This window comes from Anaerovibrio sp. (assembly GCF_045637405.1).
In the GTDB taxonomy this organism is placed as follows: Bacteria; Bacillota; Negativicutes; order Selenomonadales; family Selenomonadaceae; genus Anaerovibrio.
Genome location: NZ_JAZTZI010000003.1, coordinates 1 through 17644, shown reverse-complemented (window position 1 = coordinate 17644; position 17644 = coordinate 1). Strand labels below are relative to the sequence as shown.

The 17644-nt window shown below is 39.7% G+C and carries 14 protein-coding genes and 1 CRISPR repeat array; all 14 genes read left to right on the top strand.

From position 1 onward, the window contains the following. Positions 1-18: 18 nt before the first annotated feature. The 14 genes from ftsY to csn2 all read left to right on the top strand — a co-directional run bounded on the left by ftsY (position 19) and on the right by csn2 (position 16228). Positions 19-933: a signal recognition particle-docking protein FtsY gene (gene ftsY, locus ACKI5G_RS00250; protein WP_407396513.1), complete on the top strand. Its 915-nt coding sequence runs from the start codon at positions 19-21 to the stop codon at positions 931-933. A 118-nt stretch (positions 934-1051) separates the two neighbouring features. Continuing rightward, positions 1052-1270 (top strand): hypothetical protein, encoded by a 219-nt coding sequence (locus ACKI5G_RS00245; RefSeq protein WP_287450535.1) that lies wholly within the window; start codon positions 1052-1054, stop codon positions 1268-1270. 142 nt (positions 1271-1412) lie between these two features. Beyond that, positions 1413-2513 (top strand): cobalt-precorrin-5B (C(1))-methyltransferase CbiD, encoded by a 1101-nt coding sequence (gene cbiD / locus ACKI5G_RS00240; protein WP_407396511.1) that lies wholly within the window; start codon positions 1413-1415, stop codon positions 2511-2513. Further along, on the top strand, positions 2498-3133 hold the full coding sequence (gene cbiE / locus ACKI5G_RS00235) for a precorrin-6y C5,15-methyltransferase (decarboxylating) subunit CbiE (protein ID WP_407396509.1): 636 nt from the start codon (positions 2498-2500) through the stop codon (positions 3131-3133). The genes cbiD and cbiE overlap by 16 nt, the downstream gene beginning before the upstream one ends. Next, entirely contained in the window at positions 3133-3717 is a 585-nt protein-coding gene (gene cbiT / locus ACKI5G_RS00230) for a precorrin-6Y C5,15-methyltransferase (decarboxylating) subunit CbiT (RefSeq protein ID WP_407396594.1), read from the top strand. Before cbiE ends, cbiT begins: the two co-directional genes overlap by 1 nt. 5 nt (positions 3718-3722) lie before the next feature. Continuing rightward, positions 3723-4478 (top strand): precorrin-4 C(11)-methyltransferase, encoded by a 756-nt coding sequence (cobM, locus tag ACKI5G_RS00225; RefSeq protein ID WP_027398089.1) that lies wholly within the window; start codon positions 3723-3725, stop codon positions 4476-4478. Then, entirely contained in the window at positions 4475-5545 is a 1071-nt protein-coding gene (locus tag ACKI5G_RS00220) for a cobalt-precorrin 5A hydrolase (RefSeq protein WP_407396507.1), read from the top strand. Before cobM ends, ACKI5G_RS00220 begins: the two co-directional genes overlap by 4 nt. After that, complete coding sequence (cobJ, locus tag ACKI5G_RS00215; protein WP_407396505.1) at positions 5533-6273, top strand: precorrin-3B C(17)-methyltransferase; 741 nt, start codon at positions 5533-5535, stop codon at positions 6271-6273. The genes ACKI5G_RS00220 and cobJ overlap by 13 nt, the downstream gene beginning before the upstream one ends. Beyond that, entirely contained in the window at positions 6270-7037 is a 768-nt protein-coding gene (gene cobK, locus ACKI5G_RS00210) for a precorrin-6A reductase (RefSeq protein WP_407396503.1), read from the top strand. The genes cobJ and cobK overlap by 4 nt, the downstream gene beginning before the upstream one ends. Before the next feature lie 435 nt (positions 7038-7472). Then, positions 7473-9569, top strand: a complete 2097-nt coding sequence (locus ACKI5G_RS00205; protein ID WP_407396501.1) for a tetratricopeptide repeat protein — start codon at positions 7473-7475, stop codon at positions 9567-9569. A 626-nt stretch (positions 9570-10195) separates the two neighbouring features. After that, on the top strand, positions 10196-14347 hold the full coding sequence (cas9, locus tag ACKI5G_RS00200) for a type II CRISPR RNA-guided endonuclease Cas9 (RefSeq protein WP_407396499.1): 4152 nt from the start codon (positions 10196-10198) through the stop codon (positions 14345-14347). Next, positions 14344-15228 (top strand): type II CRISPR-associated endonuclease Cas1, encoded by an 885-nt coding sequence (gene cas1, locus ACKI5G_RS00195; protein ID WP_407396497.1) that lies wholly within the window; start codon positions 14344-14346, stop codon positions 15226-15228. The genes cas9 and cas1 overlap by 4 nt, the downstream gene beginning before the upstream one ends. A gap of 5 nt (positions 15229-15233) precedes the next feature. Continuing rightward, on the top strand, positions 15234-15554 hold the full coding sequence (gene cas2, locus ACKI5G_RS00190; RefSeq protein ID WP_407396495.1) for a CRISPR-associated endonuclease Cas2: 321 nt from the start codon (positions 15234-15236) through the stop codon (positions 15552-15554). Next, positions 15551-16228 carry a type II-A CRISPR-associated protein Csn2 gene (gene csn2 / locus ACKI5G_RS00185; protein WP_407396493.1) on the top strand — a complete coding sequence of 226 codons (678 nt, stop codon included), beginning with the start codon at positions 15551-15553 and terminating at the stop codon, positions 16226-16228. The genes cas2 and csn2 overlap by 4 nt, the downstream gene beginning before the upstream one ends. Before the next feature lie 68 nt (positions 16229-16296). Further along, positions 16297-17587: direct repeats of the CRISPR family, unit length 36 nt; unit sequence GTTTGAGAATGGTGTAATTTATGATGGTACTCAAAC. Positions 17588-17644 lie beyond the last annotated feature (57 nt).

The following is a 17644-nucleotide window of genomic DNA, read 5'->3' as shown; positions in this document are numbered from 1 at the left end:
ATTCTTTGGAGGTTTATGATGGGATTTTTTGATAAATTAAAAAAGGGCCTGACCAAGACCCGTGAAACTATTACTGAAAAAATTGAAAAGCTGGTTATCGGCTATGCTGATATTGATGATGATCTGCTGGATGAGCTGGAGGAAATCCTTATCATGGCAGATGTAGGTGTCAACACTACAGAAAATCTGATGGAGGCAGTGCGCAAGGGCATCAAGAAGAAGGAAATTAACTCCCCTGAGGATTTGAAGCCGTTCCTGGCAAAAAAGATTTCTGAGCTCCTTACCAAGGATTCAGATATTACTAAAATTGCCCAGGAAGGCCCTACTGTTATTTTGGTAATAGGTGTAAATGGCGTGGGCAAGACTACCACTATTGGTAAGCTGAGTAATTACTACAGGGAACAGGGTAAGACTGTTATGCTGGCCGCTGCTGATACCTTCCGTGCTGCTGCTATTGACCAGCTGGAAATATGGGGTGAGCGCACTAATGCCAAGGTTATTCGCCATGAGGAAAATTCCGACCCAGCAGCTGTTGCCTTTGATGCGGTAAAGGCAGCTGTGGCCCGTAATGTGGATATTCTTCTTATAGATACTGCCGGACGCCTTCAGACCAAGTCCAATCTCATGGAGGAGCTGAAGAAAATCAATCGTGTAATTCAGCGTGAAATACCTGAGGCACCACATGAAACACTGCTGGTATTGGATGCCACCACAGGTCAGAATGCCATCAGCCAGGCCAAGCTCTTTACTGAGGCAGCACCTATTTCTGGCGTTGTTCTTACAAAGCTGGACGGCACTGCCAAGGGCGGCGTGGTAATCGGCATCAAAGCCGAGCTCTCCATGCCGGTTAAGTGGATTGGTGTAGGCGAAGGCGTGGACGATTTACGCCCATTCGTAGCCGAGGACTTCGCCAAGGCTTTGTTTGAGAAATAAGATTTCTCCCACGAAGTAGGCCAATGAATAAGTGAACGTACCCCCGCATCTATAGGCGGGGGTACGTTCACTGAATATAATATATACAGGAGAGTGTTCATATAAGGGGGTATTCATCATGGAAGAACTGTACAATAGATTGAATTCTTTTCCTGGCGCTCACTTTGGCTTTGTTATGGGTGTTATAGCATATGTAAAACAAAAACCTGATCGCTTGAAAAAGGTAATGGAGTATCTGAACTCATCAGATAGTCTCAGTAAATCTGATGTTATCCTGTTTATATCCACTCAACCGGATTTCTTTGATACGGATACAGCCGAAGAACAGGTAATTTAATACTCAAATAAATTTATTCATTTCGGACTGCGGAAGCGGTCCTTTTTTTCGCAGGAATATTTTCCTTCAAAGAAGGAAAAATTTGAACAATTGCGTTATAATAGTAAATAACTTAGAGTTATCGTAAAATTAGGAGAAGGAAATGCCTAAAGAACTTAGGGGTGGATATACCACCGGGGCCTGTGTGGCGGCTGGTGTCAAGGCTGCGGCACTGTTTATGCAGGGCAGCTCTGCTGATTTTGTGGAAATAAATGCCCTTGACGGAACAAAACTGCATATACCCGTAAAGACCATTGAATCCGTGGGCGATGGTATAAGGGTGGAAATCGTGAAGGATTCAGGGGATGATCCGGACATTACCAACGGAGCCTCCATATTGACCACCTTGACTATGGATAAGTCATTGGATGGCATAAAACTCATCGCTGGGAAAGGTGTTGGCACCATTACCAAGCCAGGGCTGGCAATACCTCCCGGGGAGCCTTCGATAAATCCAGGCCCCAGAGCTCTTATAAGGCAATCACTGGAGGAGGTCTTTGGCTTTATTCCTGGTTGCTCTGTGCGGGTAGATGTGCCAGCAGGTGAGGAGCTTGCCAAGAAAACCCTTAACTCAGTGCTGGGGGTAGTGGGGGGCATTTCTATCATTGGTACTACCGGGGTTATTCGCCCAATGTCCGAGGAGGCCTTCAAGGACTCTTTGGTGCCACAGATTAGTGTAGCTTTGGCATCTGGCTTTAAAACCCAGATTTTCGTGCCGGGAAAAATTGGTGACCGCATAGCAACCTCCTGGGGGCTTCCTTCAGAGGCCATGGTGCAGACCTCCAATTTTATCGGACACATGCTGGAGGCAGCGGCAGATATGGGTTTGGAAAGAGTTCTTTTATTTGGTCATATCGGGAAAATGGCAAAAGTGGCAGCGGGAGTTTTTCATACACATAACCGTATGGGGGATGGTCGCATGGAAACTATGGCTGCCTACAGTGCAGCGGTAGGAATGCCAGCGAAGGGTGTGCAGGAGATACTTTCTGCTGTCACCACGGAGGAGGCTCTGCCGGTTATTGAGAGGTATAATCTGGAGTCTGTCTATGACACCATTGCAGCCCGGGCAAGTTTAAGGGCCCAGCGGTATGTATTTGAAAAAATGCAGGTGGGAACCGTTATGGTTACGTTGAAGGGACGACTTTTGGGGATGGACGATACAGCAAGAAAGATTGGCGAGGAGTTTGGATGGAACATAAAATAATTATTGTGGGCATTGGGCCAGGAAGTTCTGAATACATGATTCCAGCAGCATTAAAGACCATTGATGAGGCAAAGGTGCTGGTGGGGGGCAGTCGTGCCATGGAGCAGTACGGCAAGGATAAGGGACAGAAGCAGTTTATAATTCGTGCAGATATGAATGCTGTTATGGACTTTATAGGCAGAGAGCTTCACAGTCAGGACGTGGTGGTAATGGTTTCGGGAGACCCGGGGTATTACTCCATGCTGGATGCAGTGCGACGCAACTTTGAGGATAAGCCAATAAAGGTTATTCCGGGGCTCAGTTCCATGCAGGTAGCCTTTGCTAAGCTAGGCATGCCATGGCAGGAGGCGGAGCTTATTAGCATGCATGGACGTAGAGCTTCCAAGGAAAAAATGGTGTATTGTCCCGGCAAAGTTTTAGGCTTTTTGACGGATAAAAATAACAATTCCAGAACTATCCCTGCCATGCTGAAGAAAATGGGCTGGCCAGCAGGGGCCATGGTGGCAATATGTAACCGCCTGTCATACCCTGATGAAAAAATTATTATTACCACTATCGGTGAAGCAACAAAGCTGGAGACAGTATATTTAAATTGTGTATTGGTGGTGAAGGCAAAATGATATCATTGGGAATCCCGGATGAGGAATTTATTCGTGGTAAGGTGCCCATGACAAAGCAGGAGATCAGGATTTTGACCATTGCCAAGGCACGCATAAAGCCGGATAGTGTGGTTTGTGATGTGGGAGCTGGTACTGGTTCTATTTCCATAGAAGCGGCTTTGCAGGCCAAGGATGGTGTGGTATATGCCATTGAGCGCAATCCGGATGGTATTGAGCTTATAAAGGAAAATGCCCTAAAATTTGGGGTATATAACTTAAAGGTTATTGAGGCATACGCCCCTGAGGGCATGGAAGCATTGCCAAAGCTGGATGCAGTCATCATTGGAGGAAGTGGCAGCAATCTTCCAATTATTCTTGATGTAGTAGACAAAAAGCTGATCCCGGGTGGGCGTATTGTAATGAACTGCATCACTATACAGACCATAGCTCAATGCGTGGAGTATATGAGAAAGCGTGAGGATTACACCTATGAGGCCATTCAGGTACAGGTAAGCCAGCTGGAGCAGGTGGGACCTTATGATATGGCCAAGGCCAATAATCCGATTTATATAGTAACATGTGAAAAAAAGAGAGGAGCTAAATAATGGCAATGGTGAATATAGTGGGTGCAGGCCCTGGAGATCCTGAACTTATTACAGTTAAGGGCAAAAGACTTCTGGAGGAAGCTGATGTAATAATCTATGCGGGCTCTTTGGTGCCAAAGGCCTTGTTAGGCTATGCCAAGGAGGGCTGTGAAATTCATAATTCCGCATCCATGTCCCTTCCCGAGGTGCTGGAGGTTATTGAAAAATCTGTGGCAGCTGACAAAAAGGTGGTAAGACTTCATACTGGAGACCCTGCTATTTATGGGGCTATTCAGGAGCAGATGGATGCCCTTAACAAGAAAGGCATTGAATACCAGGTGGTTCCGGGAGTCAGCAGCTTTTTGGCCACTGCAGCGGCTCTTAAGCAGGAATACACCTTGCCAGGGGTAACCCAGACCGTTATTATTACCAGAAATGAAGGTCGTACCCCAGTTCCAGAGCGGGAAAAGCTACGTTCTTTGGCCGCCCACAAGGCCACCATGTGCATTTTCCTCAGTATTTCCATGCTGGGTGATGTGGTTAAGGAGCTTATTGAGGGAGGCTATGAGCCTACAACGCCTATTGCCATTGTTCAGCGGGCTAGCTGGCCGGAGCAGCGGATATTCCGTGGTACTCTGGAGACCATCTGCCAGGAAATTGAGGGCAAGGGAGTGGACCGCACCTCCATGATAGTTGTAAGTCATGTATTGGGTAGTGACTATGAGCTTTCAAGGCTTTATGCACCGGAGTTCAGTCACGGATTTAGGGAAGCCAGCGTATGAGATATGCCATCTTTACTTCATCAGAAAATGGATTGAAGGTAGCCAGGCGCATTAGAGAAAATGTTAAGGCTACTGTGGATATTTATGCCCATGAGGGCCTTAAGGACCAGCAGGAGGTTATTTATTACAGCCGCCTTGCTAATATTGTAAAGGAAGAATTTTCCCGATACGGTGCCTTGATTTTTATCATGGCCACCGGAATTGTGGTGCGTACCATTGCACCTCTTCTGGAGAGTAAGCTGACTGATCCCGCAGTTGTTGTAATGGATGAACAGGCCAGAAATGTCATTAGTCTGCTGTCCGGCCATATCGGGGGAGGCAATGAGCTTACTTTGGAGCTGGCTGAAATATTGGAAAGCAATCCTGTTATCACAACAGCTACAGATGTAAATAACAAGCTGGCGCCTGATCTGCTGGCATCACGTATGGGACTGTTTCCTTATCCCAAGAAAAATATTCTCCATTTAAATAATGCGGTTTTGGGTGATGCACAGCTGGAATATCTTTTGGATGAGAAAATTCCATGCTTTGATGAATACCGTAAAAAGATGAAAGACAATGGCATTTTGGTAAAAGTTTGCACTAAAGATGAAATTTCCAGACTGGTAATGGAACAGGGAACTTATCGGGTGGTGGTTTCGGCTCAGCAATTTCCTGTCAATGAGTGGGTGCTGTACCTTAGACCAAGACGACTGGTGGCCGGTATTGGCTGTCGCCGGGGAGTAGGGGCTGACCTTATTAGTGGAGCCCTTGAGGAAGCCTGTAAGCGGATTGGCTGGAGCGTTGACCGTATAGATGAAATGGCCAGCACTACCTTTAAGGCTGATGAAAAAGGTCTTTTGGAGATTGCAAGTACCCTAAATAAGAAGATTACCTTCTGGGATAATAGTAAACTTAAAGAACAGATAGATTATTATAATTTGGCAGAGTCGGAATTTGTGAGAAAGACTATTGGTGTGGGAAATGTGGCAGAAGCTGCGGCCTATTGCTGCGTTAATCACGGTGTGGAGGCTCTCCTAAAGACAAAATATGAGAAAGTGACGGTGGCGTTAATATGGGAAAAATAACAGTAATCGGAATTGGCCCGGGCAGCATGGAGGATATGACTCCAAAGGCGAAGAAAGCAATTGAGGCAGCAGAAGTGGTTGCCGGATATACCACATATATTGATTTAATAAAGCCCATGCTGGAGGGAAAAGAGGTTATTGGTACAGGCATGATGCAGGAGGTTGACCGTTGCAAGATGGCTGTGGAGTCTGCAGCCTCTGGCAAGAATACTGTGGTTGTATCCAGTGGCGATGCCGGAGTATATGGCATGGCCGGACTTGTGTTGGAGCTGGTGCTTCAGTATCCTGAAAGTGATCGTCCAGAGTATGGTGGCACTGTGGCTGGTGTATCTGCAGTAAATGCTGCGGCCTCTATTTTGGGTGCGCCACTGATGCACGATTTTGCAGTTATCTCCCTTAGCGACTGGATGACTCCATGGGAGCTCATTCAGAAGCGTGCAAAATTGGCCGGGGAGGGTGATTTCGTAATTGCCCTTTATAACCCAAAGAGCAAGGCACGCCCAGACTACATCGATACAATTCAGGAAATTCTCTTGAAGTGCCGTGATCCAAAGACTCCTGTTGGTATTGTTACCAGTGCCAGCCGTGAGCAGGAGGATTGTGTCATTTCCGATTTGGAGCATTTTACCGAGGAAGAAATTGGCATGTTCTCCATAGTAATCATTGGCAACAGCCACACCTATGTCAAGGATGGCTACATGATAACTCCAAGAGGTTACAAGGTATGATTTTCATAGCTGCGGGTACCCAGGACGGACGGGAGCTGGCTGGCTTTATTTTGGTGCATGGCTATGAGGTTACAGCTTCTGTTGTCAGCGAGTACGGTGAGGAGCTTTTGAACCGTTATAAGGGAATAAAGGTTAATAACAAGGCCATGGATGAGGCTGGATTTGTGGAATATTTCCGCAAGAATCAAGTGGAGTGCTTTGTGGATGCCAGCCATCCTTATGCTGCAAATATTTCCACCAATGTCATGAGGGCCTGCGAAAAGTGTGGTGTACCTTATATCAGATATGAGCGGGCATCAAGTCAGCTGGATTATGACAAGGCATATTATGTGGAAAGCGTTGAGGCGGCAGCAGAGAAGGCGGGGGAACTGGGAAAGCATGTATTCCTCACCACTGGCAGCAGAAGCCTTCCCGTTTTTGCAAGGGCGGCTGCGCTAAAGGACTGCGATGTGGTATGCCGTATATTGCCGGAGTCTGAAGTGGTGCGGGAAGCCCGTGAACTGGGATTTTCACCGAATCATATAATAGCAATGCAGGGGCCATTTTCCAAGGAGCTGAACAAGGAGCTGTTCATCAAGTACAATGCTGATGTGGTTGTTACTAAAAACAGTGGCACTCTTGGTGGTGCAGACACAAAGTTCGCAGCAGTAAAAGAGATGAATCTGCCTCTGGTAATAATCGACCGTCCTAAGGTGGAATACACTAATGTGTCCGGCAGCTACGGCGGAGTGCTGGAGTTTATTAAGGCGCATACGGAGAAATAAAGTTTTACGGGTCAGTGGGAATGGAGATGAAGAAGTCTGTGTCAAATGTTTTGGAAAATAAGCTTGGTATATATGAAGGGCATAGACGCTTCCTATGGATATGAGGGCTATAGCGCCTGGCCTATGGAGAAGTTATAACCATATATTTCATATTTTTGCTGGAATTGGGTGATACTGGTTCCAGCATTTTTATTGTAAACTCCCACCCTCCACCGAAAATGCAGAACGTATGGTTTTTATGGTGGTCATATTTTTGTTCAGGTGAATATTCCCAAGTTTAATCTGTAATGATAGTATACAGATAATAAATATTCACTAGTTTTTAAACGCACTAAGGAATTTGAGTATGTCGTTTGGGAAGCGACCTAAAGCGGATTATTTGTTGCTAAAATTAGATCAGATAAACATAGTTTTAAAGTACGAGGGGGTGTTAGTATGTTGGATGTTGCTTTTACATACAGTTATGAAGAAGGTAAATGGATAAAATGTACTGACACTGAATTTGCAAAAAAAGAGATTGAAGATATACCATGTGTAACATTAATTAATTATATTGATAGCCCTTATAGGCCAAATACCAACACAAAGTTCGTTTTTTGCCCTAAACATGGTGTTATGGAGAGAGTAGAGTCTATATCCAATAATCATGCTGTTTCTGAGAGAGGGTGTGGTTTTGAGGGGTTATTAGGCTTTGCAGAAATCACTATTGGTTATGATGGATATTATGCCATTAGTCCAGGTTTTGCACCATTTAGATGGCGAATTTTTCAGAGTGCTCCATTAAAATATATAAATATCGCCTGCGATGTTTTAAGGGTAAATGCTGACATAAATCATGTGGTCGCCAAATGGATGAGTTTTTCATTATCGGTAGATATTATAAAAGACAAAATTTTTATTTCTAAATGTAAACTCCCAAAATCTAATATTAATAATTGGACCGAAACAGATATAGATATCCCTGATGTTGTGGTTGAAACCGCTATGGAGGCTATGCGTGAATGTACGCGTTACAAAACTGGCATTAAACCTAGTGTATTATGCCAGATAAAAAATAAAACGACATTAATGGCTTATCTGGAAAGACCATTTGATGTAAATATTGTTTTTTTAAGGCAGTTCTTTCGGGAGTTTACTACCCGTGATGGAGAAGATATTTTCGATGAAGTATTTACCCGTGAGGAGAAAAACAACTACAGAATTATTTGTGATTTGCTGAAAATAAAGCCACCAAAGAGCCTGCGCAAAGCGTATGCCTTTAATCCGTATGCCATTGTCTGGTACATGATTTTCAAGCAGTGGGGAATTAAGGACATAAATTATATGCACAAATTCTTTTATCTGGATGACAGTATTGCCTCTATGTATCTGAAAAGGTTTTACTTTGACAAAGAGGCAAACCAAGTTACCAGAGATTATGCTTTACAAAACTGGGAGGCACTGGAATATTATTGCCATTGGGTTCTTGAACAAAAGGGCGAAAAAAGAATGTTAAAGTGGTTGTATCGCGTTTCATCGGAAACCGGTTTAAACAGATTGCAGTGGGATGCTTTGATCGCATTTCATGACTATCATGAACAATTATCCGAGGAAGTAAAGGCAAGATTGTTAAAAGATGGCCCAACCGTTTATGTGCACGATGCTATTAGCACGGAAGTAACAGCATTTATGGAAAATTGGAGATCCACGAAAATAAACTACAATGAAACAGAGCAATCCTATTCCTGCAGGATAAAAGAATATGAATTCAGATTGCTGCCAAATACGGGTATGCTTCCAAAGTTAGGGGCTGCATTTAATAACTGTGTGGCCACATATCGGGATAGGATAATACGGCATCAGTCTGTTATAGTTTATGTAATGAACAGTGATGACTATATGGCGTGTATAGAAATCAAAAAAGGCTGTCATATAACCCAGGCATTGGGCAAATATAACAGTCGCTTGAATAGAGAAGTAAATAATGTTTGTTATTATTGGGCGAAGCATAGTAATTTAGTGATAGATGGGGATGATATACTCCCTATGTCACCAGATGAGTTAAAAGAATTTGATGATGTGATAGTTGAACCGATTTATGTAAAATCAGTACATGAAATGAGTTTAGAGGAATTGAAAGATATTCCAGAAAATAAAATATGTGATGGATATTACCTGCGATTGGAATATCTTTTGAGTAGTTCTACTATATGCCCAGCACCAGTTCCATCCGGGGTGGAATTTAGCGATGAAATAAGCAGACTGACATTCCTTCTGCCAGAAGGAGAACAAATTTTTAAGGCAGCAGATAATGGCAATTCAGAGGCTATGATGGTATTGGGGCTCATGTATTTTAAAGGTCATGTTATAGATCGGGATTTCGACCAAGCATTAAAATGGCTGAATATGTCGGCAGCTTCAGGGAATAAGGAAGCTGCAAAGAAAGCAGAACAATTACAGAATTATATAGAAACGGGTATAACAAATAGGGAGCTTGAGATTTTGGATGCGTTATCGAATTTAAGGCGTTTGCTGGCCGCTGGTGCCTACTAATAATGATAGCTCTTGGAAGGAGGCTTGCGATGCACGAATATGGGACAACGGATAAGCAGGACTTAGACTAATGTGCATTATCCATATTTATAGAGTTATTTAAAAAATGGTGGAACAAATGATGGCCTATGAAAAAACAAGATTTTACCGTAAGTACAGTGGTATGCGAGGTCTGTGGAAATGAATTTTTTATACCACGAAAATCAGCCCAACGCAGACCTAACGGACATAATAAAACAGTTTATTGTATCAAGTGTAAGCGGAAGACAATACATATAGAAAAGGTTCAGAAGTATTTTTAGGAGATGATAAAAGCTGGCATACAGCATACTTTCAAAAATAATGGGATATCAGCTTACGAAGATTTTGTGTGGACATGGTTATAAAAATATATTCACATAAAGGGGGAATTGTGAGAAAAATATCGAATAATGTATAGGAAGTAAAGTGAAGGTATAACCTTATTTTGGACAATAAAAAAACTTGCTTTCGCAAGTTTTATTCCACACACTGTGGAGTCCCAAAGGACGGTTTGAATAAATCATGTTTTTTGAACTTAATGGTGTAATTTCTGATGGTACTCAGAACTTACGTTAATCTTATATCATAAGGAGAATGGTGTCAAGATGAAAAAAAATTTTGGTGAAACATATTTAGGGCTGGATATGGGGACAAATTCGGTTGGTTGGGCTGTAACAGATACGGAATATAAAATTTTAAAATTTAATGGTAAAGGAATGTGGGGAGCCAGATTGTTTGCGACTGCTCAAACAGCAGCTGATACTAGAAAAAATAGAAGTAACCGTAGAAGATTGGAGCGTAGAACTTGGCGGGTAAAACTGCTTCAGTCTCTTTTTTCAGAAGTTATAGCATCGCTTGATATGGGGTTCTTTATACGTCAGGCTGAAAGCAATCTTCAAGTTGATGATAAGTCTAGCAATAATAGATATAAAAATAGCTTGTTTGGTGAGGGCTTTTTGTCAGATAGAGAGTATCATCTTAAATATCCTACCATTTATCATTTGAGGTTGGCACAGATAAATGATGAAGGTGATGCCTTTGATCCAAGACTGTTATATTTAAGTTTGGCTCATATTATAAAATATCGCGGCCATTTTTTGATTGATAATCTAAAGGTTGATTTATCTGCTAGCAGTACTCAAAGCGATAAAAGGTTTGAAGAGGCATATAATGAACTGATTTTGAGCCTACAAAATGAATTTGATGATTTTAATGATTATAATTTTGGGAATCCATTGAAAGTTAAAGGGATCATGTCAGATCGGGACAAAAATATTTCTAGTAAGAAAAAATTACTAGAAAGAGAGCTTAATGTCGGAAAAAATAAACAATTAAAGGCGATTGCAGGACTGTTGTCTGGTGGAAAAATAAAATTGGCAGAATTATTTGGTGATGAAGCATTAAAAGAAGTAGGATCATTTGGTTTTGGGGATACAGATTTTGATGCTGTTGAAGATGAACTAAAAGCTCAATTAAATGAGAAAATGGAAGTCTTGTATAAATTCAAGGCTGTATTTGATATTGCCATTTTAGAGGAATTGTTGGGAAATAAAAATTCTATTTCTGCCGCAAAGGTAGATACATATAACGAGCATCAAAAGGACTTAAAACTGTTAAAAGAATTTGCCCGTAATGCAGATAGAGAATTATACAATAAAATATTTGGAGTACCTAAAAAAAGTGAGATGAATTACAGTACCTATATTGGTAGGTGCTTGACTCATAATAGCAAGAAGGCAGTTTTGGCGGACTATGTTTGCAGTCAGGAAGATTTTTGTAAATATCTGAGCAATGTATTAAAAGATTATGTTGATGTTAGTCAGGTAGCTGGCAATGGTAAAGAAAGAAGCGAAATAGATGAACTATTTATCCGTATTAATAATAAGATTGCCTTTCCAAAGCTTCGAACCAAAGCCAATGGAGTAATTCCTGTGCAGCTGAATGAGGCGGAATTAAAAGTAATCTTGAAAAACGCTGAGAAAAGACATTCCTTCTTGTCAGTCAAGGATGAAAATGGTCTTTCTGTCAGCGATAAGATACTCAGCATCTTAAAATTTAGAGTGCCATATTATGTTGGGCCATTAGCAGGAACGGAGCTTTCAAGAAAAGCACAGAGATGTTGGGTTAAGAGAAGTAGCAAAAAGATTACGCCGTGGAATTTTGATAGGGTTGTGAATTTATCAGCTAGTGCAGAGAATTTCATCCGTAAAATGACTAATAAATGTACATACCTGTATACAGAGGATGTATTACCTAAAAATTCTTTATTATATTGTGAATTTGAAACCAGAAATGAGTTGAATAACCTTTCAATTAACGGGATAAGACTGGATGCTGCAATCATTCAGGATATTATTGATGACCTGATTATTAATGGCAAAGGTAAGGTCACCAAGAAGAAAATAAAAGCTTACTTGCAGAAGAAAAATATTATTTCTTCCAGTAGTGATGACAATATAGCTGGGATTGATGATGAGATTAAAAGTACGATGAAATCACATAAAGATTTTTACCGTATCTTTGGAAAGGAATATGTCAACACACATCATAAACAGATAGAAGATATTATAAAGTGGATTACCCTGTTCGCAGACGAAAAATCAATGTTGGTTAATAAAATAAGGGAAAACTATCCAGAGGTATCCTCTGATAAGGTGAATGAAATAAAGAAATTAAACTACAAAGATTGGGGGCGCCTATCTAAGACGCTGTTGAATAGTGAGGATATTTCTTTTTATGATGACGGCATCGGTGAATATATAACTATAATAGGAGCTATGCGTCGTGAATCAATTAATCTGATGCAACTTTTGGCCAGGGGGCATCAGTATGGCTTTGCTGAAAAAATAGAGGCATTTAATGCTACAGGGAAACGACCAGATATTATAGACTATGATTATGTTAATGAAATGGCTGTTTCACCGGCTGTTAAGCGATCTATTTGGCAAACCATACAGGTGGTGAAGGAACTAAAGAAAATAATTGGTCATGATCCTAAACGAATATTTATTGAAATGGCCAGAGAAGATGGAGAAAAGAAAAGAACTGTGAGCAGGAAGAATCAACTACTTGAATTTTATAAAAGATGTAAGGCTGATATTGAGTCTTATGAAGGAAAAGATTTCTTTTATGATAGTAATTATTACAATGATATTCATGGAAAATTAAATGGCCAGGAGGAAAGTTCCCTGCAAGGTAAGAAGTTGTTCCTTTATTATTGTCAGTTGGGAAGAGATTTGTATACTGGAGAGAAAATTTCAATTGATGATTTGTTCAAACAAAATATGTATGATTGTGACCACATATATCCACGCTCAAAGACAAAAGATGATAGCTTAGATAATATGGCATTGGTTTATTTTAAGAAAAATAGAGATAAGGATGCTGATTATCCGCTATCATCAGATATTCAGGAAAAAATGTGTAAATTCTGGAAATTTCTGCTGGATAAGGGGTTAATGTCCCAGAAAAAATATGATAGATTAATGCGGAAAGTTCCACTGACAGATGATGAGTTGGCAGGTTTTATTAATAGACAATTGGTTGAGACTCGTCAATCCACTAAGGCTGTGGCCAACCTTTTATCTATAGAATGTCCTAACAGCAAGATAGTATATTCCAAGGCAGGCAATGTGTCAGATTTCAGACAGGAGTTTGATTTTGTTAAATGTCGTGATATTAACGATTTACACCATGCTAAGGACGCTTATCTGAATATTGTTGTTGGCAATGTGTTCTACACTAAGTTTACTGATAAGCCGTATGAAATGCTGAAGGATAGAAAATTTACATATACATTGAATCCACAGAGACTGTATCAGCATGAAATTAAGCGAAGAGATACGGTGGCTTGGGTTACAGGTGAGGCAGGTACTATTAGTGTGGTTAGAAAAATGATGAATAAAAATAATATTCAGGTGACTAACCAGCTAAGGGAAAACCATGGTGCTATTTTTGACGCTACCATATATAAGGCTAGTGACAACGCAAAGTTGTTCCCTATAAAGAAAGGGTTAAGCCCTCAGAAATATGGTGGTTATAAATCACAGTCAACAGCGTATTTTGTATATGTTGAAGCAGAAAACAAGAAAGGCCAGCAGGAAAGATCTCTTGAAGCAGTATATTGTCATGTGGCAAATTCCATTAAGGATAACCAAGAAGCTTTGTTGCAATTTGTAAAAGAAGAGTACGGATTAAAGAATCCACGCATTATTATTCCAAAGGTAAAGATTGGTGCTTGTTTGGAAGTAGATGGTTTATTGATGATAATAACTGGAACTACTGGAGAACAAATTACTGGAAAAAATGCGCGTCAATTAATTTTAGATGTGAAATATGAAAAATATATAAAAAAGGTATTGCAATATTTGAGCAGAAAAAAGAAGAATCAAAATGTGGCAATTGAAAATTATAAAGATATTTCCAAAGAAGAAAATAGTGCAGTATTTAGTACCTTGGTCGAAAAAATTAAAACGACGCCATACATTAATAGGCCTGCCATTAATTATGACGATATGCATAGGAAAGAAAAGGAATTCAATGAATTGTCAATTGAAAATCAGTGTATTGTGTTGTCGGAATTGTTGCAGTTACTAGCTAAATCTTTACAGGCGAATTTTTCATTAATAGGTGGAAAGAAGAGTATGGGATCATTTAAAATATCAAAAAAAATGTCAGGTCATAAGAAAGTTTTACTGCATAACTATTCCATAACGGGTCTGTTTGAACAGAAGCCGGTAGATATGTTGAAGATATGAGTTGGAGAATAGTAGTAATATCAAATAGGGCAAAGCTTGATTTGCAATTAGGATATTTGGTGGTTAGGGGAGAAACTGTGCAAAAAATACATCTTAGCGAGATTTCTTTGCTAATGATTGAAAGTACCGCAGTTTCTCTCACGGCCGCTTTGTTGGCAGAATTAACGAAACTAAAAATTAAAGTTATATTCTGCGATGAGAAGCGTAACCCCTCATCTGAGCTTATCCCGTATTACGGTGCCCATGATAGCAGTAATAAGGTACGTACCCAGATTTCCTGGAAAGATGAAGTTAAAGGTAATGTTTGGCGTGAAATGGTAAGGAATAAAATATTAAACCAGGCTAAGGTATTGGAATTGACGGGGCATAGTGAAGCAGATATGTTGAAAGGTTATGCTGCTGAGCTTCGTTCTAATGATGAATCCAATAGAGAGGGGCATGCAGCAAAGGTGTATTTTAATGCTCTGTTTGGTATGGGGTTCAGTAGAGCTGATGACAATATCATAAATGCTGCACTGAATTATGGTTATTCCATTTTACTAAGTGCTTGCAATAGAGAGATTACTGCCAATGGTTACATAACCCAACTGGGTATACATCACAGCAATATTTTTAATGCCTTTAATTTAGGGTCTGATATGATGGAAGCATTTCGTCCCTTTGTTGATAATAAAGTTTTGGAATTAAGCAATCTTTGTATGTTGGAAGGATTTGAAAAGAACCAGAAGATGGCTGTAGTTGAGGTATTAAATAAAGATGTACTAATAGGCCCTAAAGTTTACTCGTTAAATTATGCCGTAAAGCTATATATAAAGAATATATTTAGGGCCTTGAACGATGAGGATGTAAGTCTAATCAGCCCATGTTTTTTCAAGGAATAAAAGAAATGAGTTTCAGATATATGAGAGTCATGGTATTTTTTGATTTACCAACAGAAACATCAGAGGACAGAAAAGAATACAGAAAATTCAGGAAAATGCTTTTGAAAAACGGATTTCTCATGATGCAAAAATCTGTATATAGTAAATTGGTTTTGAATGCAACTGTTGCCAATACTGTAATGACTACTATAAGGGATAATTGTCCAGATTTGGGATTGGTTCAGATGTTGACTGTTACTGAAAAGCAATATAACAATATTGAGATAGTCATCGGCGATAATTCCTCTGAAGTTATTAATTCTACGGATAAACTGGTGATTTTATGAATTTGACATATAGGAACTTTGAGGGCCCGTTAGTCATAACTGAAGATATCCCATATAAAATTGTCATTGAAGCACCGGAATTAATGAGACAATGCATTGAAGATATTAATGTATCTCTGTCTCTGTCTGATGCTGGTTTTATGTTGTTTGATGATAATAAAATGCTAAATTTTTCGAAAAGTGTTGACTTTATTTTTAATCCTTTTTCAATAGAACTTAGTCAGAAAAAAATAATGACTAAAATATTGCAGCAGATATGTGAAAATGCTGTTGAGGGGGATTTTTTTCAGAAAACGCAAAAAATCAAAAGTGAGATTAATAAATACATTTATGAGTTGTTGGCTACAGTGGATATTCCCCTAACATTTGATTATGATTTTCAGCTATCAAAGTTTTTTTCTGCAGTAGGCATATCGATTGATCAGGAGATAGGGCTGTTGGCTAGATTACTACAGTATGTTGATTTATGTAATAGTATATTGGGGATACGAGTATTCATATTTTATGGTTTGAGTAATATATTTACTGAAGAAGAGTTGAAACAGTTTTCAAAAGAGACATCTTACAAGAAAATATATGTTGTGATGCTTGAAAATAGTGTTAGGGATTGGTTCGGTAATGAAAAGATAATAGTGCTAGACAAAGATTTGTGTATTGTGAAGTGGAAGAATTAAATATATAATTTAGACAACGGGTATCATCAAATTACGATGTTGTGGTGGCATTACATTCAGAATTTGAGGTTTGAGAATGGTGTAATTTATGATGGTACTCAAACAAACTTGCTTTAGTATTTAACTATCTTCATCGTTTGAGAATGGTGTAATTTATGATGGTACTCAAACTACAAACCCGTCTTTAGACTCTACAAACTGGTTTGAGAATGGTGTAATTTATGATGGTACTCAAACATACCTTCCGCAGGATCACAATTAAGACCTGTTTGAGAATGGTGTAATTTATGATGGTACTCAAACCTATGATAACAAGACTGGTAAATATACTACGTTTGAGAATGGTGTAATTTATGATGGTACTCAAACTTAATCCCTCTTGTATTGCCACCATCTGCGGTTTGAGAATGGTGTAATTTATGATGGTACTCAAACATCCAACCTTCTTAAACACATTGATCATAAGTTTGAGAATGGTGTAATTTATGATGGTACTCAAACCATAGGCAGCGTGCGTATCATGTGTATGCAGTTTGAGAATGGTGTAATTTATGATGGTACTCAAACATTGTTCGTATGATGCAAATGCCATTAGCGGTTTGAGAATGGTGTAATTTATGATGGTACTCAAACGACGGTTTCGGAGTGGGCGGATAAGTACCGGTTTGAGAATGGTGTAATTTATGATGGTACTCAAACCTTGACGAATACGCTAATCCTTCTGCTCATGTTTGAGAATGGTGTAATTTATGATGGTACTCAAACCACATACAATGCAGGGTTATTATCCATTCTGTTTGAGAATGGTGTAATTTATGATGGTACTCAAACTCCTCTAAGAACCTGTATAATGCTCGTCTGGTTTGAGAATGGTGTAATTTATGATGGTACTCAAACAGCCATGGCCGCGTAATTGTGTATTATGGCGTTTGAGAATGGTGTAATTTATGATGGTACTCAAACGCTGCTGGCAAGGGCACAACAAATTCTACAGTTTGAGAATGGTGTAATTTATGATGGTACTCAAACCACTGACTTAATATAAATGTTTAACGCTTCGTTTGAGAATGGTGTAATTTATGATGGTACTCAAACCGAGCTGAGAGACTATAAACTGCAACGCATGTTTGAGAATGGTGTAATTTATGATGGTACTCAAACCGAAGTGAACAGGTACACCCAATGCTTTACGTTTGAGAATGGTGTAATTTATGATGGTACTCAAACCTAACTGCCATAGGCTAGACTCTTATCTTGGTTTGAGAATGGTGTAATTTATGATGGTACTCAAACATCATTTGGAAACAATTGAGCTTTATACCAGTTTGAGAATGGTGTAATTTATGATGGTACTCAAACATCGACTCTTTCAAAAGTAGTCCAATTTGGGTTTGAGAATGGTGTAATTTATGATGG

Coding starts and splice junctions, on each gene's coding strand:
- cobM (WP_027398089.1), top strand. CDS start 3,723: ATGGTGAATATAGTGGGTGCAGGCCCTGGAGATCCTGAACTTATTACA.
- ACKI5G_RS00220 (WP_407396507.1), top strand. CDS start 4,475: ATGAGATATGCCATCTTTACTTCATCAGAAAATGGATTGAAGGTAGCC.
- csn2 (WP_407396493.1), top strand. CDS start 15,551: ATGAATTTGACATATAGGAACTTTGAGGGCCCGTTAGTCATAACTGAA.
- cas2 (WP_407396495.1), top strand. CDS start 15,234: ATGAGTTTCAGATATATGAGAGTCATGGTATTTTTTGATTTACCAACA.
- ACKI5G_RS00245 (WP_287450535.1), top strand. CDS start 1,052: ATGGAAGAACTGTACAATAGATTGAATTCTTTTCCTGGCGCTCACTTT.
- ftsY (WP_407396513.1), top strand. CDS start 19: ATGGGATTTTTTGATAAATTAAAAAAGGGCCTGACCAAGACCCGTGAA.
- cobK (WP_407396503.1), top strand. CDS start 6,270: ATGATTTTCATAGCTGCGGGTACCCAGGACGGACGGGAGCTGGCTGGC.
- cbiD (WP_407396511.1), top strand. CDS start 1,413: ATGCCTAAAGAACTTAGGGGTGGATATACCACCGGGGCCTGTGTGGCG.
- cbiE (WP_407396509.1), top strand. CDS start 2,498: ATGGAACATAAAATAATTATTGTGGGCATTGGGCCAGGAAGTTCTGAA.
- ACKI5G_RS00205 (WP_407396501.1), top strand. CDS start 7,473: ATGTTGGATGTTGCTTTTACATACAGTTATGAAGAAGGTAAATGGATA.
- cas9 (WP_407396499.1), top strand. CDS start 10,196: ATGAAAAAAAATTTTGGTGAAACATATTTAGGGCTGGATATGGGGACA.
- cas1 (WP_407396497.1), top strand. CDS start 14,344: ATGAGTTGGAGAATAGTAGTAATATCAAATAGGGCAAAGCTTGATTTG.
- cobJ (WP_407396505.1), top strand. CDS start 5,533: ATGGGAAAAATAACAGTAATCGGAATTGGCCCGGGCAGCATGGAGGAT.